Below are 25,590 nucleotides of genomic sequence, written 5' to 3' on the forward strand. Positions count from 1 at the left end.
GGTCGCTCGCAGCAGGACCGCAAGGAGGAGAAGAAATGAACTACTGGCTGTTCAAATCGGAGCCGTTCAAGTTCTCCTTCGAGATGCTTAAGGCCAAGGGCAAGGCCGGCACGCAGTGGGATGGCGTACGCAATTACGCCGCCCGCAACAACATGAAGGCCATGCAGATCGGCGATCTCGGCTTCTTCTACCATTCCAACGAGGGGCTGAACGTGGTCGGCATCGCCGAGGTCTGCGCGCTCGCCCATCCCGACACCACGTCGGATGATCCGCGCTGGGAATGCGTCGACGTCCGCGCTTTCAAGGATGTGCCCAGCCCGCCGACGCTGGCGGAGATCAAGGCCAACCCGAAGCTTGCCGAGATGGCGCTGGTGCGGCTTGGACGGCTTTCCGTGCAGCCGGTCACCCCGGCCGAATGGAAGGAAGTCTGCCGCATGGGCGGCCTGACGCCGGCTCCGTGACGGCACTCACCCCGCACGGCGCCAGGCAATTCATCCTCGACAACACGGCGCTGATGGCGCCGCCGCACGTGCCTGAGATTCTGCTTCATCTTGCCGATGAAGCGCACGATCTTTGGCAGCGCACCGAGGACGAACTGGTCGAGATCGGCCTGCCGCCACCCTTCTGGGCCTTTGCCTGGGCCGGCGGCCAGGGCCTCGCCCGCTATATCCTGGACAATCCCGACACGGTGCGGGGCAAGCGCGTGCTCGACTTCGCCTCGGGTTCTGGCCTTGTCGGGATCGCCGCCGCCAGGGCGGGTGCCGCCGAAGTGACCGCCGCCGACATCGATCCGTTCTGCGCCACCGCCATACGCCTCAACGGCGAGGCCAATGGCGTCGGCATCGATTTCCTCGGCACGGACTGCATCGGCACCGATGCGGGCTGGGACGTGATCCTCGCCGGTGACGTTTTCTACGACAAATCCTTCGCCGACCGCCTCATGCCATGGTTCGCAACGCTCAAGGCGCGTGGTGCCGAGATCCTCGTCGGCGATCCCGGCCGGTCGTACCTGCCAAGATCAGGGCTGGAACCGCTTGCGGTCCATGAGGTCGCCGTCACGCGAGCACTGGAGGATTCCCTGGTCAAGCGCACCACCGTCTGGCGCTTTGCTTGACGCCACCGCCGAACAGGCGTTTCCATAAAATCCGCATCGGAGGGGCAAGCTCATGGATTTTTCGGCGGTGAACTGGCTGGCGGTGATCGCCGCCGCCATCTTGGCCTGGCTGTTCGGCGCCGCCTGGTACATGGCCCTGAGCAAGCCGTGGCTGAAGGCGGCCAGGCTCGATGCGTCGACGATGAAGAAATCGCCGCTGCCTTTCGTCATCAGCTTCATCGCCGAACTGGTCATGGCCTATATCATGGCCCTGGTCGTCGGCGCGGTGACCGGCGGTGAGCCGACACTGCTTGCCGGGCTTGTCTTCGGCTTCGTGCTCTGGCTGGGTTTCGTCGCCACAACGCTGTCGGTCAACCATCGCTACGAGAATTTCGGCTGGGACCTGACCCTCATCGATGGCGGCCACTGGCTGGGTGTGCTGTTGATCATCGGTGCTGTGATCGGCTGGTTCGGCGCCGCGGCAAGCTGAGAGTGGGTTGACGATGGCAGACGAGTCCGGTTTCCCGCGCGACCTGGTGTTCACCCGGGTCTGCCACGTCAAACAGGGCTATGACGACCGGCGCCGCCACATTGTCCGCGAGTTCGAGCGGCGCGGTGTGCCGGTCTATTTTTACACGGACTGGGACCGTCCGGATATCACTCAGGAGATTCGCGACGAATTGATCGCGCCCGCCTTTACCCACCCGCCGGCCGTCTCGCTGGCGCTGAAGCATGTCGGCATCTGGCGCGATTTCCTCGAGACCGACCAGCCTTATTGCCTGGTGTTCGAGGACGACGTGTTCCTCGCCCGCGACTTCGTCGCCAAGTTCCGGCAGGGACTGGCAGAGCTCGGCAGCCCCAAGCGCAAGGCCGTCATCTATCTCGGCAATGGCAGCAACTACTACACGCCGAGCTGGGAACTGCGAAGGGGTCAAAGGCTCTACCCGGCACTGCATGCCAGATGCACCGATTCCTACCTCATCACCCGTCCGGTCGCCGAGGCCCGTTGCGCCTGGATCGCCCAGAACAAGATATACACGTCGATCGACCACCAGGTCGAACAGATGGACGAGAAGCTTGGCATTGAAATGCTGTGGTTCGAACGGCCGATTGTCGAACAGGGGAGCGAGAATGGAGCGTTTCAAACCTCCATTTCCGCGAAGAGATACCCGCGTTTGTACAAAAGCCTGAAATGGAAGTGGAAGAAATACACCCGCATGATCTTCGGCCACAACGCCAGGTCGTGAGCTGAATTTGGCCGTGATGATCTATGCCTTGTCCATCGTTCGCGTCCTGGCCACTTCCTCCAGTATCCATTCACGGAAAGCGACGATGCGGGGGTCGTCGACCATCGCCTGGGGATAGACCAGGAAGTAGGCGTATTCGGGTGCGACCTTGATGCTGAGCGCGAAGGGCTGCACCAGCCGGCCTTCGGAAAGGTCGTTCGCCACCATGGCGAAATCGGCGAGTGCGACGGCGTTGCCGTCGAGCGCCGCCTGGACCGCGTCCGTGGAGGTGCCGAAGACAACGGTGCGGCTGTCGTCGAAATCGTCGACACCGGCCGCCGCCATCCACATGCGCCAGTTCGGCCATGTCACGCCCTGCCGCGCCCATTCGATATGGGCGAGCGTGTGGAGGAAGAGGTCGCGCGGTTCGCGCAATGGTGGCCCGGACGCCAGCAGGCCTGGGCTGCACACCGGAATGATGATGTTGTCGAACAGGCGGTGCGCGCAAAGCCCCGGATACTTGCCGGCGCCGAAGCGGATGCCGACATCGACATCATCCAGGTCGAAATCACGCAGCCCGTAGGCGATGTCGAACCTGAGCTCGATCCCCGGCCTTTGCTTGCGGAAATCCTCGACGCGCCGCATCAGCCATTTCGCCGCGAACTGGGCATCCAGCGTGACCTTCAGGAACTCCGTCCCGCGTGCCATCTTGCGCGCCCGCATGACCGCCCGACCAAGCAGGTCGAGCGTGTCGGTCGCGGCCTCGAACAGCACCGTGCCCGCCTCTGTCAGACGGATGGTGCGGCTGGTGCGCGTGAAAAGCACGATGCCGAGCTGATCCTCGATTTCCTTGATCTGGTGGCTGACCGCGGCCGGCGTCAACCCAAGCTCGTCGGCGGCGCGGGTGAAATTGAGGTGACGCGCAGCCGCCTCCAGCGTCCTCAACGCTCGCGTTCCCGGCAGCAGGGTTGCCATCAGCGCGCGACCCGAGGAAAGCGTTCCATAGCACTTCAATCCTCAAATAAAACTTGATGATTGAGAAAAAACTACTCGTTTCCTTCCAAGATTTCAATCCGGCATGATGCGGGCACTGAAACACCATCAAACCGGATTTGAAGTCCGGAAGAACGGATCACACCATGTCTCACGTCGCTCTTCACCCCGCTTATACCGCCCGGTCGGCACGGCTGTCGGCGATCCGCGACTGGCTGCGTCAGGCCAGGGTCGCGGTCAACCTTCCGCACCAGAACGTCGAGGACCTCTCCGATCGCCAGTTGCGCGACATCGGCGCCGGGCGCACGGACATCGCCCGCGCCATGGACCGCGAGATCGGCCGGCTGGGCCTGCTCGACATCGGCTGGCAGCAGCCGAGACGGAGGTGAATGGGGGAGTAAGGCAGTAAGGCAGTACGGCAGTAGGGGAAAGCCAAGGCAGCATCGGAAGTCACGCCCTACTGCCCTACTGCCCTACTGCCCTACTGCCCTTTCCTACCTCACCACCCTCACCACCGTCCGGGCCGACAGCAGCGGCAGCAGCCGCGCCATCGTGCGTGCGCTCACCGCGACGCAGCCTAGCGTCGGCGTGAAACCGGGACGCGCCAGGTGGAAGAAGATGGCGCTGCCGCGCCCCCTGCGGCGTGGCGCGATGTTCCAGTCGAGCACCAGGCAGGCGTCATAGAGATCGTCGTCGCGCCGCATGCGTTCGTGGCTGGCGCGGTAGGGAATCCTGACCGGACGGTTGTAGTTGCGGTCGTCAGGCACTTCGCACCAGCCGAGATCGGGCCCGATCGGCGTCATCGCCAGACGCGTCCGGCGGCCACCGGCAAACTGATCTCCCCGGAAATAACCCGACAGGATCCGCATCGAGCCGAGCGGCGTGGCGCCGTCGCCCTCGCGCTTGTCGGCCGAAATGCCGCCATGCCCCAGCGCACAGGCAAACACCGCATTGCCGGCCTGCAGCAGGCCCTGGCTGGGATGGCCGGGCCTTGCCCGCACGGTCAGCACGCGCAGCCGTTTTACCAAAATTGAGGCGGCTGCATTGCGATCGCGTTTTTTCTTGTATGATCGTGCCACGGAACAAATCACTGTGATCGGCTATTGTGTCGGCCAGCTTCCGCATAAATACGCAGCGGTCAACTGAATTTCATTTTCAAAACAACGGATTGATCCATGACTTCACGCACCATCCTGATCGTCGACGACGATGACGACCTGCGCGGCACGCTGGTCGAGCAACTCGCCCTCTACGAGGAATTCGACGTGCTGCAGGAAGCGACTGCGGCAAAAGGCGTCGCGGCGGCACGCGGCGGCCTCATCGACCTGCTTATCATGGATGTCGGCCTGCCCGACATGGATGGCCGCGAGGCCGTCAAGATCCTGCGCAAGGGCGGCTACAAGGCGCCCATCATCATGCTGACCGGCCACGACACCGATTCGGACACGATTCTGGGTCTCGAGGCCGGCGCCAACGACTATGTGACGAAGCCTTTCCGCTTCGCGGTGCTGCTGGCGCGCATCCGCGCCCAGTTGCGCCAGCACGAGCAGAGCGAGGACGCCACCTTCTCGGTCGGCCCCTACACCTTCAAGCCCAGCCAGAAGCTGCTCATCGACCCACGTGGCGGCAAGGTGCGGCTGACGGAGAAGGAAGCCTCGATCATCAAATATCTCTATCGTGCCGACCAGAAGGTGGTGACGCGCGACGTGCTGCTCGAGGAGGTCTGGGGCTACAATTCCGGCGTCACCACGCACACGCTGGAAACCCATGTCTATCGTCTGCGCCAGAAGATCGAGCGCGATCCTTCCAATGCGGAAATTCTTGTGACAGAAAGCGGCGGCTACAAGCTGGTTCCTTAAACATTTCATTATCCAATGAGCAATTCCAGGAAAAGTGTGGGCGGTTTTCCGTCCGGAATTGCGAAAAACTAAAGGAATAGAGCGGTCTGGGCGGGACCGCTTTCGGGTGCGATCCTGTTGGAGGGTATTCGGGATCGGCTCGTGAAGGAGGATTGGACTGACCGTTCGGGGACGCAGCTAGAGATGGCGTTGGATGACGACATCCGCATCCTGTCCGCCGTGAGGCTCTTCGAGGGTTTCACGCAGGAACAACTGCGCCTGCTCGCCTTCGGCGCCGAGACCACCGTAGTGCGGGCCGACCACAAGCTCTACCGCGAGGATGACGAGGCCGATTCGGCCTATATCGTGGTCAGCGGGCGCATCGTGCTCTATCGCGAGCAGAATGGCCAACGCATCCCGATCGGCGAGGCCGGCCCCGGCACGATGCTCAGCGAACTGGCATTGATCGCCGACACCAACCGGCTGACCAGCGCGTCGGCCGAAATCGACTCGGAGGTGATCCGCCTCAGCCGCAAGATGTTCCGCCGCATCCTGGAGGAATATCCCGAAGTCGCGGTGAAACTGCACCAGCGCATCTCCGAGGAATTCCAGGCCATGATCCGCCGTATCGAGGAACTGGCGTCACGGTTTTCAGGGTGAAATGCCGGCAATCGTCGGTCGCAGCCAGGAACTACCCTTCGACATCGGCTGGAGCCGCCCTCCACGAATTGGCAGGAGCTTCGGCACACCTAGTCCAGATCGAACCGCGCAATGACGGGCACATGGTCCGAGGGGCGGTCCCAGCCGCGTGCCGCCCTCAGGATTTCGTAACCGGCGAAATCGGGCACAAGGTTGGGCGACGACCAGACATGGTCGAGCCGCCGGCCCCGGTTCGACGCTTCCCAGTCCTGCGCGCGATAACTCCACCAGGTGTAGAGCTTCTGGTCGGATGGCACGTTGAGCCGCATCAGGTCGACCCAGTTGCCGGCGAGCCGCATCGCCTCGAAGTTTTCGGTCTCGACCGGCGTATGGCTGACCACATTGAGCAATTGCTTGTGCGACCAGACGTCGTGCTCGAGCGGGGCGATGTTGAGGTCGCCGACCAGCACCGAAGCGGACACCTCGTTGTGCTCGGCGCGGATGGCGTTCATCTCGGCGACGAAATCCAGCTTGTGCCTGAATTTCTTGTTAATTTCGGGATCCGGCTCGTCGCCGCCCGCCGGAACGTAGAAATTGTGCAACAGGATCGTCTTGCCGCCGGCGCGCACCGTCACCGACAAATGCCGGCTGTCCTCGATCTCGCAGAAACGGCGTTTTTCGACCACCTCGATCGGGCGCCGCGCCACGGTGGCGACGCCGTGATAGCCCTTCTGGCCATGGAAGGCGATGTGCCCGTAGCCGAGCTTGCGGAATGCCTTTTCCGGGAACAGTTCGTCTGGAACCTTGGTCTCTTGCAGGCACAACACATCGGGGGCGTACTCATCGAGCAGGCGTTCGACGATCGGCATGCGCAGGCGCACGGAGTTGATGTTCCAGGTGGCGATGGAAAAGGGCATTGGCAATCCGGGACAGCGTACTTCCAGCCAGGACCGATGAATCCTGGCGGAGAAGACGCCTTTTGAGGGAGTCAGTCCGGAAACTGCCAGCCGGGCGCCACAAAGACAAGCCGAAGCGTGTTGCGAACCTTTTGAGATCGGTCAAAGGCCGCCCCAACTTCGTCAGCCCTGGGCGAAGCAGGCGCGCAGCGCCGTCGCGGAGACCCTGGGATGACGAAAGCAGGGGCCTGCCGAGTTGGCGATCAGCGGGTCTTGGTGTTCAGCTCGCGGTTGGCCGTGTAGTCGATGGCAAAAGTGTCGGCGGCGAAGTTGACGCCTTCCTTGGTATTGAAGATCATCACCGTAGTGTCCTTGCCTTGCGCGTCGGTGATCGTCCACTGGCGCAGATCGTAGGTCTTCGGATCGAACATCATGGTGATCATCGCATTGCCGAACACCGACTTGTCGGCGAGCTTGATGGTGGTGAGGTCGTCCTCTTCCTTGACGCTCTTGACGCGATCACCGGAGAGGTCGATGCGGTCGTCGAGCAGCAGCTTCAGCGGCGTCTTGGACAGCGGATAGAGATCCGACGTGTTCAGCTTCTTGTTGAGGATGACCACGGACTTGCCGTCGGAAATCACCCGGAAATTCGACGCTCCGTCATAGTTGAAGCGGATCTTGCCCGGCCGTTCCAGGAAGAACTTGCCACCGGTCTGCTCGCCCTTGGGGCCGAACTGGACGAATTCGCCGCTCATCGATTTGACCGCGGAAAAATGGTCGGCGATTTTCTGCGCGGCCGTGGGCACGGCCGCCTGCGCCGAGGCCAGCAACTGGAACCCGGGCACCACATTGATGGCGGCGGCACCCGCAAAGGCAAGGCCGAGGCCGAGCAGCTGACGACGGGTCGGGGCAAAATCGCTGAGTGCGGAAAGATCGTTCTTCATGTCGGTCACTCGCTTGATGATTCTGTATCTGTCGCTGTCCTGAACCCCCAGTTGGGCTGAAGTTTGGCGGCGCATCCTCGCTTCAACGCGCCGCAAGGTTCAAGGTTGCGGCCGGCTTCCCGTCAGAACTTGTCCTCTTCGGTCGGCACCAGGATTTCGCGTTTTCCCGCATGGTTGGCCGGGCCGACAATGCCTTCCTTTTCCATCTTCTCGATGATCGAGGCGGCGCGGTTGTAGCCGATGCCGAGACGGCGCTGGATGTAGCTGGTCGATGCCTTGCCGTCGCGCAGCACCACGGCGACCGCCTGGTCGTAGGGGTCGTCGGAATCCTCGAAATTGCCGCCACCACCACCGCCGGAACCGCCCTTCCCTGACGGCTCGTCGTCGTCCTCGTCGTCATCCTCGGTGATGGCGTCGAGATATTCGGGCACGCCCTGCAGCTTCAGGTGCCCGACGATCTTCTCCACCTCGTCATCGGAGACGAAAGGACCGTGCACGCGCTGGATGCGGCCGCCACCGGCCATGTAGAGCATGTCGCCCATGCCGAGCAGCTGCTCGGCGCCCTGCTCGCCCAGAATGGTGCGGCTATCGATCTTCGACGTCACCTGGAAGGAGATGCGGGTCGGGAAGTTGGCCTTGATGGTGCCGGTGATGACGTCGACCGACGGACGTTGCGTCGCCATGATGACATGGATGCCGGCGGCACGCGCCATCTGTGCCAGGCGCTGCACGGCGCCTTCGATGTCCTTGCCGGCGACCATCATCAAGTCCGCCATTTCGTCGATTATGACGACGATGTAGGGCATCGGCTCGAGGTCGAGATTCTCGGTCTCGTAGATCGCCTCGCCGGTCTGGCGATCGAAACCGGTCTGCACCGTGCGCGATATCTTTTCGCCTTTTTTCTCGGCCTGCTGAACGCGGGCGTTGAAACCGTCGATGTTGCGCACGCCGACCTTGGACATCTTGCGGTAGCGGTCCTCCATCTCCCGCACGGTCCATTTCAGCGCCACCACCGCTTTTTTCGGATCGGTGACGACGGGCGTCAAAAGATGCGGGATGCCGTCATAGACGGAAAGTTCGAGCATCTTCGGATCGATCATGATCAGCCGGCATTCCTGCGGCGTCAGTCGGTAGAGCAGCGACAGGATCATGGTATTGATGGCGACCGACTTGCCCGAGCCGGTGGTGCCGGCGACCAGCACGTGCGGCATCTTGGCGATGTCGACGATGACGGCCTCGCCATTGATGGTCTTGCCCAGCGCCAGCGCCAGCTTGGCCTTGGTCGTCTCGAAGTCGCGGCTGGCCATGATCTCGCGCAGATACACCGTCTCGCGCTTGGCATTCGGCAATTCGATGCCGATGGCGTTGCGGCCGGGCACCACGGCGACACGGCAGGCGATCGCGCTCATCGAGCGGGCGATGTCGTCGGAAAGGCCGATGACGCGAGACGACTTGATGCCGGGCGCCGGTTCCAGCTCATAGAGGGTGACCACCGGACCGGGGCGTACGGCGATGATCTCGCCCTTGACGCCGAAATCCTCCAGCACGCCTTCGAGCAGGCGCGCGTTCTGCTCCAGCGCGTCCTTCGACAGGCTCGGGTCCTTCGCCACGTTCTTCGGTTCGGACAGGAAATGCAGCGACGGCATCTCGAACGTGTCCGAGCCGATCAGCGAGGTCTGCGCCTCACGCTGGACGCGCGCGCCGGGCACGGGGCGCGCCGCCGGCGCCGCGACACGGGTCGCCGCATCGGAGCGGAAGTTCTGCACCTTGGCGTTCGGCGTGGCGCGACGCTTGACCGGCTCGTCGTCGAGATCGACATCCTCGTCGCCATTGTCGAAACCGGCATCGAAGACATCGTCATCGTCCGGATCGACGGAGACGCTGCGGTCATTGACCATGGCGGCGAAGAATTCCGGCTCGACGCGGGCGCGACCATCCGGGCTCATGCGCTGCTCCGCGAATTCGGCCGATTCGACCCGTTCGGCGGCGCGGCGCCATGCGGTGGAGCGCTGCTCCATCTCCGGCTCATACTCCTCCCGCTCCTGCCTGCGGCGTACCGCGCGGCGATGCATCCAGGCACGCAACGAAAGCCACCAATGCGTGATGGCGCCGAGTGCCAATATGCCCTCGTCGCCTTCATCCTCGTCATTGTCGAACAGAAGATCGTCCTCGCGCGGGTCCGCGGCCGGTTCTTCCATCACGGCGAAGCCGTTCTTGCGCCCGATCAGCGCCGAGCCATAGGCGAACAGCCAGAGCGCGGGCGCCGCCAGCAGAACGGCGAGCACGCTGGCGATCAGTCCGGTCGGATAGCCGCCGATGAGGATGCCGGGAATCTTGAGCACCATGTCGCCGAACACGCCGCCGAGGCCGGTGGGCAGCGGCCAGGTCTTGGGTGGAACGATGCAGCCGGCGATGGCGGCGGCAAGCAGCGCGAAGCCGAACCAGAACAGCCCGCGCTTGGGCAGCCTGTCGACACCGCGCGCCAAAAACAGGAGGTACCCCCAGATCACAGCCGGGACCAGCGCGGCAACCGCGGCAAGGCCGAAGAACTGCATGGCAAGGTCGGAGAACACCGCGCCGGCATAGCCCATGGCGTTGGTGACGGTGTTGTTGGTGGCGTGCGAGAAGCTTGGATCGGCAACGTTCCAGGTGGCGAGGCTGGCAATCCCGAAGGCCACCGCCAGGAACATGCCGGCACCGACCAGCCGGCCGACCTGGCGCCGCGCGAAAGCCTGGATGCCGTGCCCCGTATCGGCCAGCGCGAGCGGTGCTGAAGCCCCTGAACGCATGCTCTTCCCCGTCAGATTGCCTGGCCAGAGCGCATGACGCACTCCGGCAGATTCGGAGGTCAGACTAGCCGTGGGAAGGTTAAGGCCGCATTAACCATGGCTTTTTACCGATGCCGCCCCGCGGACAGGAATGGCGGGCCGCGAAGCCCGCCATTCTTGTCTTGAAACATCGAAGCGATCGGGGCCTTCCGGACCCGATCCCGCGCGATCATTTGTGACCGGCGTACATCATCAGGTTGGCGCAGAATTCGGCATGAGGCTTGCTCATCGCCGCGTCCTGGCACTCCTTCATCATCGTGTCCTGCTTGTCCTTGGCCGTCGAGGCCCAGGCTGCCTTGAAGTCCGCTTCCGACTTCATGGTCTTCATGCCGGAATCGGTGAAGAACGGCGCCATGTTGTCAGGCTCGTCGAGCGCGCCAGCAAGTGCAACACCGCTGAGCATCGACAGAGCCAGCGCTCCCAGGAAGATGTTCTTAATGTTCATCAGTTGGTTCCTTCCCTGTTGGTAGCGAGCGTCGGAACGGCGCTCGCTAACCCCAGTACGGAGCCGGGAAGCCCTATGTTTCTTCCCTTTGGCCGATCACGCGAACGTGATCATTCCGAAAAACGATTCCTCCTTCATCTTTTCGAAGCGTACGATTTTCCAAAAAAAGAGGCCCGAATTGCTTCGGGCCTCAATGCGTGAGCCTCTTTCGAGAACGTCACGACGGGATCTCTGGAGCAACTCCGGTGAAAACCGAACCGTGGTCTTCAGGTGGAAGTTGCGTGAAATATGGGGCCGGCGGGAGGAGGATCCGCCGGCCCCTTGGCGAGGCTGGCCTTACGGCACCACTTCGCCATGCTGGGAGATGTCGAGGCCTTCGACCTCTTCCTGGGTCGTCGGACGCAGGCCGACCAGCGCCTTGACGATGTAGAGGATCACGAAGGTGGCGATTGCCGTCCACAGGATGGTGAAGACGATGCCGTAGAGCTGCTTGCCGACGGACGCACCCGACGACAGGCTGTTGATCGCCGGATCGGCGAGCAGGCCGGTCAGCAACGCACCAACCACACCGCCGACGCCATGGACGCCGAAGGCATCGAGCGAGTCGTCATAGCCGAACATGTGCTTCACCTTGACCGCCGAGATGTAGCAGACCACGCCGGCAACGATGCCGACGATGAAGGCGCCGGTTGGGTTGACGAAGCCGGAAGCCGGCGTCACCGCGACCAGGCCGGCGACGGCACCCGAGATGATGCCGAGCACCGAAGGCTTCTTGGCGACGATCCATTCGGCAAACATCCAGGCAAGGGCCGCCGCGGCGGTGGCGACCTGGGTGTTGAGCATGGCGGCACCGGCAAGACCGTCGGCCGCCAGTTCCGAACCGGCGTTGAAGCCGAACCAGCCGACCCACAGCAGCGAAGCGCCGATCACCGAATAGACCAGGTTATGCGGCGCCATGTTGGTGGTGCCATAGCCTTCGCGCTTGCCCAGAACCAGGGCGCAGACGAGACCGGCGACACCGGCATTGATGTGGACGACCGTGCCGCCGGCGAAGTCGAGCACGCCGGCCGCGCCAAGGAAGCCGCCGCCCCAGACCCAATGCGCGATCGGCGCATAGACTACCAGCAGCCACAGCGCCATGAAGATCAGCAGCGCCGAAAATTTCATGCGCTCGGCGAAGGCACCGGCGATGAGGGCGGGCGTGATGATGGCGAAGGTCATCTGGAACATCGAGAAGACGAATTCAGGAATGTTCGCGACTCCCGGCGCCCACAGCGTCGAGGTGGTGATGCCGTGATGAAAGAATTTCGAGAAGCCGCCGAGATAGGCATTCATGCCGCCGCCGTCGGAGAAGGCCAGCGAATAGCCGAACATGAACCACAGGATCGTCACCAGGCAGGTGATGGCAAAGCTCTGCATGATGGTGGCGAGCACGTTCTTCTTGCGCACCATGCCGCCGTAGAACAGCGCCAGGCCCGGGATGGTCATCATCAGCACCAGCGCCGTCGAGGTCAGCATCCAGGCGGTATTGCCGGTATCGAGCACCGGTGTGGGGGCGGCGGCCGGTGCGGCGGCGGCAGCGGCCGGAGCGGCTTCCTGCGCGAAGGCGGCGACGCTGCCCAATGCTGCGAGAGCAAGCGAGCCCAGAAGGGCCGCCCGTCCCGTCGTCTTCAAGGTGGAAGAAATATTCATTGAACTCTCCATTGGAATACGTGTTCGCCGCTTAGAGCGCGTCGGTGTCTGTTTCGCCGGTGCGGATACGCACCGCCTGGTCGATGCCGAAAACGAAGATCTTGCCGTCGCCAATCTGGCCGGTCTTGGCCGCGGCGGTGATGGCTTCGACGGCCTTGTCGACCGTGTCGGCACTGACCGCGACCTCGATCTTGATCTTCGGCAGGAAACTGACCGCGTATTCCGCTCCGCGATAGATTTCCGTATGCCCCTTCTGACGCCCGTAGCCTTTGACTTCGGTGACGGTCAGGCCCTGGATGCCGACGGCGGTAAGCGCTTCGCGTACCTCGTCCAGCTTGAACGGCTTGATGATTGCCATCACGATTTTCATAAGGTTTCACCCTTTGCTGTTGCGGTCCCCCGCGTTTGCACGACTTCACCGATCCCAAGGAGCCGGAGAGTGCTCCCAAGGATTCAAGCTCCGTGCCAAGTGCCGAAGCAGCGTGTTAACTTGTTGTAAACAAAGGGAATGGGGTGGCCGAGGTCAGCAGGCGTCGGTCCCTGCGGCGCGCCACATGCTCAAAATTTGTGCAATTTTTCCATTTTGCCTATTTTGCCGGCTTTGAGCATGGCGCGAAAGGGAGGAGCCCGGTTTTCTCGGACAAACGGTTTTCGTTTGTCCAGCCATCCTGCTCAAACAAGACTCGCAATGCTCAACGCTTGAGCCGGATCAGGCCTTCCTGGGCCATCGAGGCGATCAGCGTGCCGTCGCGGGCATAGAGCGTGCCACGGCTGAAGCCGCGCGATCCCGAACTCGAAGGGCTGTCCTGCGCATAGAGCAGCCAGCCGTCGAGCGAATGCGGCCGGTGGAACCACATGGTATGGTCGAGGCTCGCCGCCTGGATATCGGGATCGAACAGGCCGCGCCCATGCGCGAAGGTCGAGGTGTCGAGCAGCGTCATGTCGGAGAGATAGGCGAGCAGCACCGATTGCAGCGCGCGGTCGTCGGGAACCGGCCCGGCAAGACGGATCCAGACATTCTGCCGGGGCGGCAGCTTGTCGCGACTCTCATAGTGCTGGAGATTGACCGGCCTGAGCTCCAGCGGCCGCTCACGCGCCCAGAAACGGCGCACCGCCTCCGGCACACGTTCAGCCTTTTCGAGCAGCTGCCGCTGGGTCTGCAGGCCCTCCGGAGGCGGCACGTCGTCAGGCAGCGCGAATTGATGCTCGAGCCCCTTTTCATCGACCTGGAACGAGGCTTCCAGCGAAAAAATCGCCTGTCCGTGCTGGATCGCCAGCACGCGTCGCGTGGTGAAGGAGCCGCCGTCGCGGATGCGGTCGACCTCGTAGACGATCGGCACCTTGATATCGCCCGGCCGCATGAAATAGCCGTGCAGCGAATGCACGAAACGGTCCGGCTCGACCGTGCGCTGCGCCGCCACCAGCGCCTGGGCGATAGTCTGGCCGCCGAACACGCGCTGCCACTCCACCTGGGGGCTGCGACCACGATACAGATTGTGTTCCAACCTCTCGAGGTCGAGAATGCGCAGAAGCTCGTCCATGGCCGCCGTCATTTTTGTGACCTCGCCGCAAAATTGCTATGGCGGTTTCCGACAGGAAGGACGAGCCGTCAAGGGCGCAAGCCCAGTCGGTGCGCAAGGAGCCAGGACAATGGAACGCAAGGCGGACGCCAAGATCAGATCCGGGCTCGATGTTCTCGTTGCCGGCGCCGGCTATGTCGGACTGGCCGCAGCCGTCTCGCTGAAGCAGGCGCGGCCGGGTCTTGCCGTGGCGTTGGTCGATGCCGCGCCGGCCGGCGTCTGGCAACGCGATGGCCGCGCATCGGCCATTGCCGCCGCCGCCTGCCGCATGCTCGACCAGCTCGGCGTCTGGGCCGAGATCGCCCCGCAGGCGCAGGCCATCACCGAAATGATCATCACCGATTCGCGCAGTTCCGATCCGGTGCGCCCCGTCTTCCTGACCTTCGGCGGCGAAGTGGCGCCGGGCGAGCCCTTCGCGCACATGGTCGCCAACAAGGCGATGAACGGGGCCTTGCGCGCCAGGGCCGAAAAGCTCGGCATCGACATTATCGAAGGCGTCGCGGTGCAGGGTTTTGAGACCAGCGGTGCCGGCATCACGGTCCATCTGGCCGACGGTGCGACGCTGACGGCGCGGCTGCTTGTCGCTGCCGACGGCGTCAATTCGAAGCTGCGTGACATGGCCGGCATCAAGACGGTGAAATGGGAATACGGCCAGTCCGGCATCGTCTGCACGGTAGCGCATGAGCGGCCTCACAATGGCCGCGCCGAAGAACATTTCCTGCCCGCCGGACCCTTTGCCACGCTGCCGCTGAAACCCGATGAGGACGGCACCAACCGTTCGTCGATCGTCTGGGTAGAACGCACGGAAGATGCCAAGGCGCTCGTGGAAGGCGACGATCTCGTCTTCGAGCATGAGCTCGAACAGCGCTTTGGCCTGAAGCTCGGCGAGATCCGTGTCGCCGACAAGCCGCGCGCCTGGCCGCTCGGCCTCAGCATCGCGCGCGCCTTCGTCGCGCCGCGCGTAGCCCTTGCCGGTGACGCCGCCCACGGCATCCACCCGATCGCCGGACAGGGCCTCAATCTCGGCTTCAAGGATGTGGCGGCACTTGCCGAGGTGATCGTCGAGGCGGACCGGCTCGGGCAGGACATCGGTGCGCTCGACGTGCTGGAGCGCTACCAGCAATGGCGCCGTTTCGACACGGTGCAGATGGGCGTCACCACGGATGTGCTGAACCGGCTGTTTTCCAACGACATCACCCCACTGCGCACCGTCCGCGACATCGGCCTCGGCCTCGTCGAGCGCATGCCGCGCCTGAAGGAGTTTTTCATCCGGCAGGCCTCGGGACTGTCGGCCAGTACGCCGAGGCTGCTGAAGGGCGAGGCGATCTGAGTCTCTCGCCAGCACCCGACTTCGTCATCCACGGGCGAAGCAGGAGCGAAGCTCCGTCGCGAAGACCCGAGGATCCATGCCGCGACCTTGGTCGCAGGGTGCGGCGGAGCAGAATTCTGCACCGTGGCGACGCTTCCGAGTCCCGGCATGGATCCTATGGTCTGCGCCGCGTCGCTTCGCTCCTTGCTCCGCCATAGGATGACGACGCAGCGGATGTTTGGCGCCAATCGTCGGGCCGGCGATCTCAATTCACTTCGAAACCCAGCTTCTGCCGCAGCCTCAACATGCGCTGGTCGGCGATCTCAAGGCGCTTCTCGCCGCCTTGGGCCGCACGGTTCACCATCTGCAGCAGGTCGTTTCGTTCAGATACGTCGAGGCGCTCGCGCAGGAACGGCGCCAGCTTGTCGATGACGACAGTGGTGTCGTCGATCTGTGAGGCCGCCCACTTGGCGTAGATCACCGCCTCGTCGGTCTTCTTCTTGTCGGCGATCTCGGAAATGACCGCGCGGATGACGGCCTCGCGCCGCGGCAGGACAGGCCCACTCTCGGAGACGATCGATGTGATCAGCGTCGCAGCGGCCACCACCGGATCGTCGATCGCCGTCAGCGGCGACAGGGCCGCCTGGTTGCGCAGCTTCTTGCGCCTGATGTTGCCTTGCACGCGCCCGACGACATCGGCGACCTCGCGCGCGGCGTCGTTCATGGCCTTCACCCGGTACCACCAGAATGCCGCCGCCCCGAGCACGCCAATGACAGCAATCAGGAACGGCATGTCGAAATCCCCCCAGGAATCCGACGGACGATAAGAGAACTGCCGCGTCGCTTCAACACGCAAGAGTTGCCGCTGGCGAAGAAAAACAATTTGCGGCTGGCGTAGCCTGGGCGACCGGACAAGCCGATTTGCGAGCCCGACCGCCAAGGCCAAGCGCCGCCTATGACCCGGGTATGTCATAGATCGCCCTGACCTCGATCGTGCCGAGTTCGGCCAGCGGAATATCGGCGGCAATGTCCAGCGCTTCCTCGAGAGTGTCCGCCTCGATCATGACGAAGCCAAGCAACTGCTCCTTGGTTTCGGCGAAAGGGCCGTCGGTGACAAGGCGCTTGCCCTTGCGCCGTCGCACCGACTTCGAGGTCTTCACCGACTGCAGCGCCTGCGCGATGATCAGCTTGCCCTGTTGATCCAAGGACCTGTCATAGGCCAGCGAATCTGCGTCGAGCTTGGCTCCGCGCTCCACGGTCAACGCATGGAGGTCCTTTTCCTCACCATAGACCAGACAGACATATTTCATTGCGCGCTCCCGTGCCGCGAGGAACCATAGGATGCGGCGGCGTGCGTGTCAGCCTTGCCGTCGACCGCGGCGATGTGGTTGAGAAGGCATACGGCGACGCCGATGACGGCAACAGCCGCCAGCAGCCTGCCGAAGCCGGCCGCCGGCGGATCGAGCCATAAATCTTCCTGTCGCCCAGCCTTATGGCCTGGCCCCTTCCACAACGCGAAAAACAGATTGTCCATGTGAACCTCCATCCGGCCACAAATCCCATGGCCGCCCCCAGGACGGCCGGGCCGGATGGAAGTCGACATTTTCGCACGCGCTTTTTTTCAGGAAAAATCTCGGCGCGACACCAATGTCGCGGTTTCCGTTGCGATCGCGCGGTGGCCTTCCCCCGCGCCCGCGCTATAGTTGACAGGAACGCCGGCGCCGGGCCGGCGCAATCGAGGCCAAGGAGGACTTCATGGACCGCACCGCAACCGCCGTCTGGAAAGGCAATCTGAAAGAAGGCAAGGGCACGCTCGACAGCCAGAGCGGAATCTTGAAAGGAACGCCCTATTCGTTCAAGGCGCGCTTCGAGGATGAAAGCGGCAAATCCGGCACCAATCCGGAAGAGCTGATCGCGGCTGCCCATGCCGGCTGCTACGCCATGCAGCTTTCGCATTTCCTGGCCGAGAACGGCACGCCCGCCGCCGAACTCGACGCCAAGGCCGTCGTGACCCTGGTCCCCGGTACCGGCATCACCGGCAGCGCGATCACGCTCGTCGGCAAGGTGCCCGGCATCGATGCGGCGAAATTCAAGGAATTGGCCGAGAAGGCCAAGGCCGAATGCCCTGTCTCCAAGGCTCTAGGCGCCATAAAAGTGTCGCTCGACGCCAGGCTTGGCTAGGGCAATTCCTGGAAAAGTGTGAAACGGTTTCCCGGGAAGGCGTGTAGCGCTTTCCCTTGCGAATTGCGTCGAAGCAAGAGTTCGAGCAAGACGACCTTGATTGCAGGCGCCAGCCTCCGGGCTGGCGTTTTGCGTTTGAGGATCAACCCTTAAGCGTCGCCGCCCGCACATCGGACGGCGTTGCATCGTAGCGGCGCCGGAACGCCCGGTTGAAATAGGACAGGTCGTTGAAGCCGGCCTCGAAGGCGATCGCGGTGATGCTGCGGCCTGAGTGGCGCGGATCTGACAGCATGCGATGCGCGCGCAACAGGCGCTGGCCGAGCATGAAGTCCGATAACGACGTCCCCTCACCCTCGAACAGCTTCCGGATATAACGGGCTGAAAGGCGGTGACGGCGGGCGATGTCTTCGGCCGACAGGCCGCCATGCCCTCCATGGGCCACAATATCGGCCTTGATGGCGCGCAGCCGCGCCACGCGCACGCCGCGCCCGCGCGCGATTTCGGCCGCCTCCCGGGTCGCCCCCATGGCCAGCGCCACGAGGTCGAACATGTGCGCCGTCGCCAGATGCCAGGTCTCCGGCGTCAGCGCGTCGCCGGCATCCTGGAGCGACTGCACATAGTCGAGCAGCAGCCGCATCGCCCCGCCGCCGGTCGCCAGGGGCTGCATCAGGGCTCGCGCCGGATCGCCGATCAGCGGTGAAAGTTCTCTCAGCGAAAAGCTCATATTGACGAAGCGAAAGCCGCCGGGCTGGATGACGTTGAGGCCGACCTCTTCACCGCTCATCATCAGCGCCTGGCCGTTGCCGACCGCCTCCTCGCGGCCGCGATGCTTCATGACGCTCGCGCCATCGAGAGCCGCCAGCAGGATGAGATCGTCGCTTTCGATCAGCGATGTCGAGTGATGGACGCGGAATTCCGAGGAGGTGCCGGTGGCGATGCCGAGACCCGGCAGGGCGCGCACCTTCATGTCGACCTGGGTGGGACCGAGCGGATCGAGGTCGACCTTGAGCACCGTGCGGCCATAGACCTCGCGCATGACCTCGATACGGTCCCGCTCGGGAACCATGTCGGTAATCAGTCGAAACGAGGCGGTTGACCCCATCGTCGCCGTCATCGGCCCCCCCTGCCAGAGCGCGCATATGCGCCGTGACCCCGAAAACGTCAATACAGGGCCGTTTGGGCCGTTTTTAGGGCCGCTGCGTCCAAGCTGGCCTCATTCCCCGGACCTAGTTTGCGGCGCGCTTCCGGCCCGGAGGGCGCAAACCGAAACAACCACAAGGGGGTTCGATGTATCATTTGCAGCTGTTCAAGACCCTGTCGGGTCTCGCTTCGGCGGGCTTCAATCCACGCGTCTATCTGCTGTCCATCGCTCTCGGCGGAACCATTGCCGACCACCGCGACCTGAAGCGGCCGCCGCGCACCGGGGAGCGTCGGCCATGAGGCCGGCAACGAGCGCGCGCAATACGCTTCTCCGCCGGCCAGCGGCTCGACGCGGGCACGCAGCCTCGCGGCTTCAACCGCCCAGCGCGTCAAGCCGGGCGCGAAGTGCGGCGACTTCCTGCTCCAGAGCCTCCAGCCTCGCTTCCAGGTCGGAGTGAGGCAGGGCCGACGCGCTGCGCTGCGCCGATAGCACCGCGACGTCCACCGGGCCGGCGAGAAGATGCACATAACGGTCCTCGCGCTGGCCCGGCCCGCGCGGTATTTCCTGGATCAGCGGCGGACGGCGGCCGATCAGCATATCGAGTTCACCGCGCAGGTCTTCGATCGACGAAAACCGCGCCATGCGCTCGGCTCGAGCCAGAAGCTCGTGCGCCGTCTGCGGTCCGCGCAGCAAGAGCAGGCCGAGCAACGCGCTCTGCGGCGTGGTCAGCGAGAAGCGCTGTGCCATCTGATGTTCATAGCGCTCGACGCGCGAGCCGAACATCTGCCGCACAAGCCCCTTCTGCTCGAGCAGCTTCAATGCCCGGTGCACCTCTGTCTGCTCCAGCGCCATCACCGGCTCGCGCGCCGTCTTCTGGTTGGCGGCGGCAAGTGCTGCGTTGAGCGTCAGCGGGTAGACATCAGGCGTCAGCTCCTTCTTCTCGATCAGGCAACCGAGCACGCGCGCTTCGACGGGATTGAGGATAGGAAGGTCTTCGCTCATGAAAGTTGTTCAGCCTCCCGGCGGTAGAGATCGGTTGCAGGCGTTCGTTTGCGGGCTTGACGGGCATCACCCCTGACCATGCCGGCCAGGTTGATTTCCTCAAGCACTCCATCCAATGCCTATAGCCGCCACCGGATGCGCCGTTCAACCGTCATTTTCGCGGTTGCTGTGGTCACCGCCTGTCGTCGCCAGGCAAGGTCGCGGTCGAACCAGCCCCCACGGCGGATGCCGGCGGGATCAGCGGCGTTACCATCCGGCCCTCCTCCGCCTTGTAGAAATACTGGCTGGCCACCAGCCATCCCTTCAACGGCCGCAGCGGCGGGATGCAGGTCAGGAGCATGAATGGCAAGGTGGTGAAGAGATGCACCCAGTAGGGTGCTTCGAAGCGCACCTCGATCCAGAGCGCCAGCACCACGCTCGGCACGCATGCGAAGCAGATCACGAAGAAAGCCGGGCCATCGGCGGGGTCGGCGAACGAATAGTCGAGCCCGCAGACCTCGCAGCCCTTGCGCAGCTTCAGGAAGCCCTCGAACAGATGTCCCTCGCCACAGCGCGGACACCGTCCCCTTATGCCCGTCTCAATCGGTGAGAGGGGAGGCCATTCGCGATCCTGAACCATTTTGTTTTGCCCTTGTCTGCGGCGCGTGCATGGAGACCCCTGCCCCTTCGCGGTCACTCGCCCGCGTGTGACGGCATGACCTTGCTGGTCTCCACAGCGTCATTGATTGCACAATGTATGTGGTATGTATGCATACATTGTCAAGAGCAATCCCTACAAGCTCAAACCACCATCGACGATATGGCCGGTGACTGCGACAGAAGGTCCGCAACGATCCGCAGGCTGTCACGCAGATCGTCTTCGTTCGCGGCCGCGCCAAGTCCCAGGCGGACAGCCTCGGGCGGCGACGCGATGGCGAAGGCATCGCTCGCCACCACGCCGATACCGGCCGAGCGCAGCCGCGCGGTGAATTCGCCCCGCGTCCAGGGACCGGTCAGCCGCAGCCATGCGTGGAAACCCCGCGGGTCGGCCTGTCCGAAGCCGGGCGGCAGGATGGCGGCGGCGATCGCCTGCCGGCGACGCGACTCCTCGCGGATCGCGGCAAGCACCGCGTCCGCGGTTCCCTCCTCGATCCAGCGCGTCGCGATCGCGGCCGTCAGGGGGGAGGCCATGGAGGCGGTCGCCCTTATGGCGCCCGCCACCCTGGCGGCGGAGCGGCCGTCCGGCAGCACGAGATAGGCAATCCGCAAGGCTGGGGACAGGCACTTCGCCAGGCCCGCGACATGATAGACGAGATCCGGCGCAAGCGCGGCCAGCGGCGGCATGGGGTCGGCCGGCAAGGCGGCATAGGCATCGTCCTCGATAATGAGCACCTGATGGCGGCGGGCAATCTCGATGAGGGCCTCGCGACGGCCGAGAGGCAGGGTCGCGGTCGTCGGATTGTGCAGGGTCGGCGTGCAATAGAGGGCTTTTGGCCGATGTTCCGCGCACACCGCCTCGAATGCTTCGGGAATGAGCCCATGCTCGTCGATCGGCACGCCGACGAGATTGATCCTGAGATGCGCGGCCAGCGACCGGAAGCCGGGATAGGTCAGGGCCTCGACGCAGATCGTCTCGCCGGGTCCGGCGAGCACGCCGGCCAGCGCCAGCAGCGCGCCCTGTGCTCCCGGGCAGACCAGAAGCCGCTCCGCCGGAATGGCGCCGAGCCTCGGTGAAAGCCAGCGCGCGCCAGCGGCGCGATCCCGCGCGGTTCCGCCGGCCTCCTGGTAGCGCAGAAGCAGGCCCAGCCCGTCATCCGCCCGCAGATCGGCAATTCCATCCCACATCCGCGCGACCAGCCCGGCATCCTCGAACCGGGGCGGCAGGTTCATGCTCATGTCGACAAGGCCGGTCGAGGCGCCTCGCCCCTCGGCCGGTCGCCGAGCCCGGACATAGGTACCCTGCCCGACCCGCCCGTCGATCAGACCCCGCTTGCGTGCCTCGGCATAGGCGCGGCTGACCGTGGTGAAATCGATGCCCAGCGCATCCGCCAGCGCGCGCTGCGGCGGCAGTCTGAAACCGCCGGCCAGCCGGCCCGAAGCGATATCGGCCGACAGGGCATCGGCAATGGCGAGATAGACCGGTCCGTCGCCCTTGCGGATGACCGGCGTCCATGAAGCCTGATTGTCGTCCATTGTCTCGCCTCGTGATCCAGATGTATGGATATTGTATGTCACGACGGACGAATGCAAGGCCCCGACAATTGGCTGGCGACGGGAACACTGCCGGCGACCGGACGATCCGACCTTGCCGACACGGCAGCCCGCCCCTAGGACGGCAAGATAGTCGGCGTCAGACGCGCCGCTCGACCATCATCTTCTTGATCTCGGCGATCGCCTTGGCCGGGTTGAGGCCCTTGGGGCAGGTCTGCGCGCAGTTCATGATAGTGTGGCAGCGATAGAGCCGGAACGGGTCTTCGAGATTGTCGAGCCGCTCGCCCTTGGCCTCGTCGCGGCTGTCGATCAGCCAGCGATAGGCCTGCAGCAGCGTCGCCGGGCCGAGATAGCGATCGCCGTTCCACCAGTAGCTCGGGCACGAGGTCGAGCAGCAGGCGCACAGGATGCATTCGTAGAGCCCGTCGAGTTTCTCGCGGTCCTCGTGGCTCTGCAGCCACTCCTTGGCCGGCTGCGGCGACACCGTCTTCAGCCACGGCTCGATCGAGGCGTGCTGGGCGTAGAAATTGGTGAGGTCGGGCACCAGGTCCTTGACCACCTGCATATGCGGCAGCGGGTAGACTTTTACGGCACCGGAAATGTCGTCGCAGCCCTTGGTGCAGGCGAGCGTGTTGGAGCCGTCAATGTTCATGGCGCAGGAGCCGCAAATGCCTTCGCGGCAGGAGCGGCGCAAGGTCAGCGTCGGATCGATCTTGTTCTTGATCCAGAGCAGCGCGTCGAGCACCATCGGCCCGCAATCGTCCATGTCGACGAAATAGGTGTCGATGCGCGGGTTCTCGTCATCGTCCGGCGACCAGCGGTAGATGCGGTATTCCCGCAGGTTGGTGGCGCCCTCCGGCTTCGGCCAGGTCTTGCCCTGCTGGATCTTCGAGTTCTTGGGAAGCGTGAGTTCGACCATTACCTCAGGTCCTTTCGGATGACGAGCTTCAGCCCGGACCAGATTTCATTCACTGCGGCGACCTTGACGTCGACAAGGTCGCGCTTCAGCGCTTCAGTGCGCACGACACCTTCGGTGACATCGGTCGGCACTTTCGATGCCTTTTTCGGCCAGGACACCCAGACCATGCCGTCGCGCTTGATCGCCGCCTCGAGATCGCCCAAGCGATTCTCGATCTCGGCGCGCTGCCGGGTGAAGGCATGGACGGCATCGTATTTGAGAGCGGCCCCTGCAATCTGCGACCAATCGGCCAGCCGATTCACTTCGGCAAAAGCCACTGCATCGGTCAGGTCGTCGAGTTCCGGCGGCAGCGCGATAAAGGCAGCGGTCATGCCGTCCTTCAGGCCGAGCTTGGCCGGAAGAGGCGTGCCGGAATATCCCGTCGCCGCCAGCGCCATCGTCAGTACACCCTGGCCTTGGGCGCGATCTTGGCGAGGTTGATGCCGCCGTCCTTTTCGGCCAGCAGCGGCTCGGTGTGCACCGGCCGGTAGCTGAGCGTCACCTTGCCGTCCTCACCCACCCTCGCCAGCGTGTGCTTGCGCCAGGTGGCATCGTCGCGCGCGGAAAAGTCTTCCCGCGCATGCGCGCCACGGCTCTCCTTGCGCGCCTCGGCGCTGTAGACCGTGGTGATGGCATTGGCCATCAGGTTCTCCAGTTCCAGTGTCTCGACCAGGTCGGAATTCCAGATCATCGAGCGGTCGAAGACCTTGATGTCCTTGAGCTCGCCCCAGATTTCCGAAATGCGCTTGCAGCCGTTCTCCAGCGATTCCTGCGTGCGGAACACGGCAGCGTCTTCCTGCATCGCCTTCTGCATCTTCTCGCGCAGCACCGCCGTCGGCGTCGAGCCATTGGCATGGCGCAGCCCGTCGAAGCGATCCATGATCTTCTCGACCGAGGCTGCGTTGGGCGAAGGGATCGCCGCCTTGCGGTCGATGACCTGGCCGGCGCGGATCGCCGCGGCGCGGCCGAACACCACCAGATCGATCAGCGAGTTCGAGCCCAGCCGGTTGGCGCCGTGCACCGAGGCGCAGCCCGCTTCGCCGACCGCCATCAGCCCAGGCGACACCTTGTCGGGGCTGCGCGTTGTCGGGTTCAGCACCTCGCCCCAGTAATTGGTCGGCACGCCGCCCATATTGTAGTGCACCGTCGGCAGCACCGGGATCGGCTCCTTGGTCAGGTCGACGCCGGCGAAGATCTTTGCCGATTCCGAGATGCCGGGCAGCCGCTCATGCAGCACGGCCGGATCGAGATGGTCGAGATGCAGGAAGATGTGATCCTTCTTCTTGCCGACGCCACGACCCTCGCGGATCTCCAGCGTCATGCAGCGCGAGACGACGTCGCGCGAGGCAAGGTCCTTGGCCGACGGCGCGTAGCGCTCCATGAAGCGCTCGCCTTCGGAATTGACGAGGTAGCCGCCCTCGCCGCGCGCGCCTTCGGTGATCAGGCAGCCGGCGCCATAGATGCCGGTCGGGTGGAACTGCACGAATTCCATGTCCTGCAGCGGGAAGCCGGCCCGCGATGCCATGCCGCCGCCGTCGCCGGTGCAGGTGTGGGCCGAGGTGGCCGAGAAATAGGCGCGGCCGTAGCCGCCGGTCGCCAGCACCACCATCTTGGCCGAGAAGCGGTGGATGGTGCCGTCATCGAGATTCCAGGCGACGACGCCGGTGCAGGTACCGTCCGGCTCCATGATCAGGTCGAGCGCGAAATACTCGATGAAGAACTGGGCGTTGTTCTTCAGCGACTGGCCGTAAAGCGTGTGCAGGATGGCGTGGCCGGTGCGGTCGGCGGCGGCGCAGGTGCGCTGCACCGGCGGGCCTTCGCCGTAGTTCATCATGTGGCCGCCGAACGGCCGCTGGTAGATCTTGCCCTCTTCGGTACGCGAGAACGGCACGCCATAGTGCTCGAGTTCGTAGACCGCCGCCGGTGCTTCGCGCACCAGATATTCCATGGCATCGACATCGCCGAGCCAGTCCGACCCCTTGACGGTGTCGTACATGTGCCATTGCCAGGAATCAGGCCCCATATTGGACAGCGAGGCGGCAATGCCGCCTTGCGCCGCCACCGTGTGCGAGCGGGTTGGGAACACCTTGGTGATGCAAGCGGTGCGCAGGCCCTGCTCGGCCATGCCGAGCGTGGCGCGCAGGCCGGCACCGCCGGCCCCGACCACCACCACGTCGAACTTGTGGTCGACAAAGGTATAGCCTGCCGTGTTGGCTGATTTCGCGTCCTTGGCCAACTCAGCCTCCGAATGCCAGCTTGAGCAGGGCGAAGATCGAGGCGACGCCAACCGCTACAGTGAAAAATGTATTGAGCGCGATGAGCGCCAGCTTCATGCCTTCGCCATGCACGTAGTCCTCGATGATCACCTGCATGCCGAGCCGCATATGGATAAGGCCGGAGACCAGCACCAGGGCCAGCACCAGTGCGACGAACGGATTGGCAAGCGCCGCGCGCACCTCCGCATAGCCGGCGCCGTTGAGCGCGATGAGGAACCCGACGAAGAACAGTGTCAGCGGAATGTTGGCGATGGCCGTGAGGCGCTGCCGCCAGAAATGGCCGGTGCCCTCACGGGCGGAGCCGAGGCCGCGGACTTTCGCCAGCGGCGTGCGCATGTCGGTCTTGCCACTACTCATGG

Annotated in this window: 30 protein-coding genes; 10 read left to right on the forward strand and 20 right to left on the reverse strand. The window is 63.9% G+C overall.

Going from position 1 to position 25,590, the window contains the following annotated elements; translation table 11 throughout:
• Window positions 1-35: 35 nt before the first annotated feature.
• The 4 genes from FJ977_RS31300 to FJ977_RS31315 are packed head-to-tail and all read left to right on the forward strand — an operon-like array spanning window position 36 to window position 2,340.
• The gene (locus tag FJ977_RS31300; RefSeq protein ID WP_140776039.1) at window positions 36-461 is read left to right on the forward strand and encodes an EVE domain-containing protein; all 426 of its coding nucleotides are present in this window, start codon (window positions 36-38) and stop codon (window positions 459-461) included.
• Window positions 458-1,114: a methyltransferase gene (locus FJ977_RS31305; protein WP_140776040.1), complete on the forward strand. Its 657-nt coding sequence runs from the start codon at window positions 458-460 to the stop codon at window positions 1,112-1,114. The genes FJ977_RS31300 and FJ977_RS31305 overlap by 4 nt, the downstream gene beginning before the upstream one ends.
• Before the next feature lie 52 nt (window positions 1,115-1,166).
• On the forward strand, window positions 1,167-1,583 hold the full coding sequence (locus tag FJ977_RS31310) for a DUF1761 domain-containing protein (RefSeq protein WP_140776041.1): 417 nt from the start codon (window positions 1,167-1,169) through the stop codon (window positions 1,581-1,583).
• Between the two features lie 13 nt (window positions 1,584-1,596).
• Window positions 1,597-2,340 carry a glycosyltransferase family 25 protein gene (locus FJ977_RS31315; protein ID WP_140776042.1) on the forward strand — a complete coding sequence of 248 codons (744 nt, stop codon included), beginning with the start codon at window positions 1,597-1,599 and terminating at the stop codon, window positions 2,338-2,340.
• Between the two features lie 21 nt (window positions 2,341-2,361).
• On the opposite strand, the gene gcvA is transcribed toward FJ977_RS31315, so the two are convergent.
• Complete coding sequence (gene gcvA / locus FJ977_RS31320; protein WP_140776043.1) at window positions 2,362-3,294, reverse strand: transcriptional regulator GcvA; 933 nt, start codon at window positions 3,292-3,294, stop codon at window positions 2,362-2,364.
• A gap of 164 nt (window positions 3,295-3,458) precedes the next feature.
• Here gcvA and FJ977_RS31325 point away from each other — a divergent pair, with 164 nt between their 5' ends.
• Window positions 3,459-3,701, forward strand: a complete 243-nt coding sequence (locus tag FJ977_RS31325; protein ID WP_140776044.1) for a hypothetical protein — start codon at window positions 3,459-3,461, stop codon at window positions 3,699-3,701.
• A 105-nt stretch (window positions 3,702-3,806) separates the two neighbouring features.
• Here the strand turns inward: FJ977_RS31325 and FJ977_RS31330 are convergent, their stop codons facing one another.
• Window positions 3,807-4,343, reverse strand: coding sequence for a L,D-transpeptidase (locus tag FJ977_RS31330; RefSeq protein ID WP_181180136.1), 537 nt, complete (start codon window positions 4,341-4,343; stop codon window positions 3,807-3,809).
• A gap of 144 nt (window positions 4,344-4,487) precedes the next feature.
• On the opposite strand from FJ977_RS31330, the gene FJ977_RS31335 reads away from it, so the two are divergent.
• Window positions 4,488-5,171, forward strand: a complete 684-nt coding sequence (locus FJ977_RS31335; protein ID WP_023737980.1) for a response regulator transcription factor — start codon at window positions 4,488-4,490, stop codon at window positions 5,169-5,171.
• A gap of 183 nt (window positions 5,172-5,354) precedes the next feature.
• The gene (locus tag FJ977_RS31340) at window positions 5,355-5,810 is read left to right on the forward strand and encodes a Crp/Fnr family transcriptional regulator (RefSeq protein ID WP_140776046.1); all 456 of its coding nucleotides are present in this window, start codon (window positions 5,355-5,357) and stop codon (window positions 5,808-5,810) included.
• Between the two features lie 89 nt (window positions 5,811-5,899).
• Here the strand turns inward: FJ977_RS31340 and FJ977_RS31345 are convergent, their stop codons facing one another.
• From FJ977_RS31345 to tesB, 7 genes are all read right to left on the reverse strand, one after another.
• Window positions 5,900-6,706 carry an exodeoxyribonuclease III gene (locus tag FJ977_RS31345; protein WP_140776047.1) on the reverse strand — a complete coding sequence of 269 codons (807 nt, stop codon included), beginning with the start codon at window positions 6,704-6,706 and terminating at the stop codon, window positions 5,900-5,902.
• A 242-nt stretch (window positions 6,707-6,948) separates the two neighbouring features.
• Window positions 6,949-7,629, reverse strand: a complete 681-nt coding sequence (locus tag FJ977_RS31350; RefSeq protein ID WP_140776048.1) for an outer membrane lipoprotein carrier protein LolA — start codon at window positions 7,627-7,629, stop codon at window positions 6,949-6,951.
• Window positions 7,630-7,751: 122 nt separating this feature from the next.
• Window positions 7,752-10,418 (reverse strand): DNA translocase FtsK, encoded by a 2,667-nt coding sequence (locus FJ977_RS31355; RefSeq protein ID WP_140776049.1) that lies wholly within the window; start codon window positions 10,416-10,418, stop codon window positions 7,752-7,754.
• Between the two features lie 208 nt (window positions 10,419-10,626).
• On the reverse strand, window positions 10,627-10,902 hold the full coding sequence (locus tag FJ977_RS31360; RefSeq protein WP_140776050.1) for a hypothetical protein: 276 nt from the start codon (window positions 10,900-10,902) through the stop codon (window positions 10,627-10,629).
• A 336-nt stretch (window positions 10,903-11,238) separates the two neighbouring features.
• The gene (locus FJ977_RS31365) at window positions 11,239-12,594 is read right to left on the reverse strand and encodes an ammonium transporter (protein ID WP_056574714.1); all 1,356 of its coding nucleotides are present in this window, start codon (window positions 12,592-12,594) and stop codon (window positions 11,239-11,241) included.
• 31 nt (window positions 12,595-12,625) lie between these two features.
• Window positions 12,626-12,964: a P-II family nitrogen regulator gene (locus tag FJ977_RS31370; RefSeq protein WP_010912291.1), complete on the reverse strand. Its 339-nt coding sequence runs from the start codon at window positions 12,962-12,964 to the stop codon at window positions 12,626-12,628.
• A 322-nt stretch (window positions 12,965-13,286) separates the two neighbouring features.
• Window positions 13,287-14,147, reverse strand: coding sequence for an acyl-CoA thioesterase II (gene tesB, locus FJ977_RS31375; protein WP_140776051.1), 861 nt, complete (start codon window positions 14,145-14,147; stop codon window positions 13,287-13,289).
• Between the two features lie 97 nt (window positions 14,148-14,244).
• On the opposite strand from tesB, the gene FJ977_RS31380 reads away from it, so the two are divergent.
• A complete protein-coding gene (locus FJ977_RS31380) occupies window positions 14,245-15,504 on the forward strand; it encodes a ubiquinone biosynthesis hydroxylase (protein ID WP_140776052.1) in 1,260 nt (419 codons plus the stop codon).
• 244 nt (window positions 15,505-15,748) lie between these two features.
• On the opposite strand, the gene FJ977_RS31385 is transcribed toward FJ977_RS31380, so the two are convergent.
• From FJ977_RS31385 to FJ977_RS31395, 3 genes are all read right to left on the reverse strand, one after another.
• Window positions 15,749-16,276 carry a hypothetical protein gene (locus tag FJ977_RS31385; RefSeq protein WP_140776053.1) on the reverse strand — a complete coding sequence of 176 codons (528 nt, stop codon included), beginning with the start codon at window positions 16,274-16,276 and terminating at the stop codon, window positions 15,749-15,751.
• A 160-nt stretch (window positions 16,277-16,436) separates the two neighbouring features.
• Entirely contained in the window at window positions 16,437-16,793 is a 357-nt protein-coding gene (locus FJ977_RS31390) for a YciI family protein (protein ID WP_140776054.1), read from the reverse strand.
• Window positions 16,790-17,017: a hypothetical protein gene (locus FJ977_RS31395; RefSeq protein WP_140776055.1), complete on the reverse strand. Its 228-nt coding sequence runs from the start codon at window positions 17,015-17,017 to the stop codon at window positions 16,790-16,792. The genes FJ977_RS31390 and FJ977_RS31395 overlap by 4 nt, the downstream gene beginning before the upstream one ends.
• A gap of 221 nt (window positions 17,018-17,238) precedes the next feature.
• Here FJ977_RS31395 and FJ977_RS31400 point away from each other — a divergent pair, with 221 nt between their 5' ends.
• Window positions 17,239-17,664, forward strand: a complete 426-nt coding sequence (locus FJ977_RS31400) for an OsmC family protein (RefSeq protein WP_140776056.1) — start codon at window positions 17,239-17,241, stop codon at window positions 17,662-17,664.
• A 142-nt stretch (window positions 17,665-17,806) separates the two neighbouring features.
• Here the strand turns inward: FJ977_RS31400 and FJ977_RS31405 are convergent, their stop codons facing one another.
• On the reverse strand, window positions 17,807-18,778 hold the full coding sequence (locus tag FJ977_RS31405; protein ID WP_140776057.1) for an AraC family transcriptional regulator: 972 nt from the start codon (window positions 18,776-18,778) through the stop codon (window positions 17,807-17,809).
• Between the two features lie 173 nt (window positions 18,779-18,951).
• On the opposite strand from FJ977_RS31405, the gene FJ977_RS31410 reads away from it, so the two are divergent.
• Complete coding sequence (locus FJ977_RS31410; protein WP_140776058.1) at window positions 18,952-19,104, forward strand: hypothetical protein; 153 nt, start codon at window positions 18,952-18,954, stop codon at window positions 19,102-19,104.
• 73 nt (window positions 19,105-19,177) lie between these two features.
• On the opposite strand, the gene FJ977_RS31415 is transcribed toward FJ977_RS31410, so the two are convergent.
• The 7 genes from FJ977_RS31415 to sdhD all read right to left on the reverse strand — a co-directional run bounded on the left by FJ977_RS31415 (window position 19,178) and on the right by sdhD (window position 25,588).
• The gene (locus FJ977_RS31415) at window positions 19,178-19,807 is read right to left on the reverse strand and encodes a DUF480 domain-containing protein (RefSeq protein ID WP_140776059.1); all 630 of its coding nucleotides are present in this window, start codon (window positions 19,805-19,807) and stop codon (window positions 19,178-19,180) included.
• A 172-nt stretch (window positions 19,808-19,979) separates the two neighbouring features.
• A complete protein-coding gene (locus FJ977_RS31420) occupies window positions 19,980-20,426 on the reverse strand; it encodes a DUF983 domain-containing protein (RefSeq protein ID WP_140776060.1) in 447 nt (148 codons plus the stop codon).
• A 161-nt stretch (window positions 20,427-20,587) separates the two neighbouring features.
• Window positions 20,588-21,979 carry a PLP-dependent aminotransferase family protein gene (locus FJ977_RS31425; RefSeq protein WP_140776061.1) on the reverse strand — a complete coding sequence of 464 codons (1,392 nt, stop codon included), beginning with the start codon at window positions 21,977-21,979 and terminating at the stop codon, window positions 20,588-20,590.
• A 157-nt stretch (window positions 21,980-22,136) separates the two neighbouring features.
• Window positions 22,137-22,916 carry a succinate dehydrogenase iron-sulfur subunit gene (locus FJ977_RS31430; protein ID WP_010912301.1) on the reverse strand — a complete coding sequence of 260 codons (780 nt, stop codon included), beginning with the start codon at window positions 22,914-22,916 and terminating at the stop codon, window positions 22,137-22,139.
• Complete coding sequence (locus tag FJ977_RS31435; protein WP_140776062.1) at window positions 22,916-23,353, reverse strand: DUF3052 family protein; 438 nt, start codon at window positions 23,351-23,353, stop codon at window positions 22,916-22,918. Before FJ977_RS31435 ends, FJ977_RS31430 begins: the two co-directional genes overlap by 1 nt.
• 2 nt (window positions 23,354-23,355) lie before the next feature.
• Complete coding sequence (sdhA, locus tag FJ977_RS31440; RefSeq protein ID WP_140776063.1) at window positions 23,356-25,191, reverse strand: succinate dehydrogenase flavoprotein subunit; 1,836 nt, start codon at window positions 25,189-25,191, stop codon at window positions 23,356-23,358.
• Between the two features lies 1 nt (window position 25,192).
• Window positions 25,193-25,588 carry a succinate dehydrogenase, hydrophobic membrane anchor protein gene (gene sdhD / locus FJ977_RS31445; protein WP_140776064.1) on the reverse strand — a complete coding sequence of 132 codons (396 nt, stop codon included), beginning with the start codon at window positions 25,586-25,588 and terminating at the stop codon, window positions 25,193-25,195.
• Window positions 25,589-25,590 lie beyond the last annotated feature (2 nt).

Source organism: Mesorhizobium sp. B2-1-3A (assembly GCF_006442655.1).
In the GTDB taxonomy this organism is placed as follows: Bacteria; Pseudomonadota; Alphaproteobacteria; order Rhizobiales; family Rhizobiaceae; genus Mesorhizobium.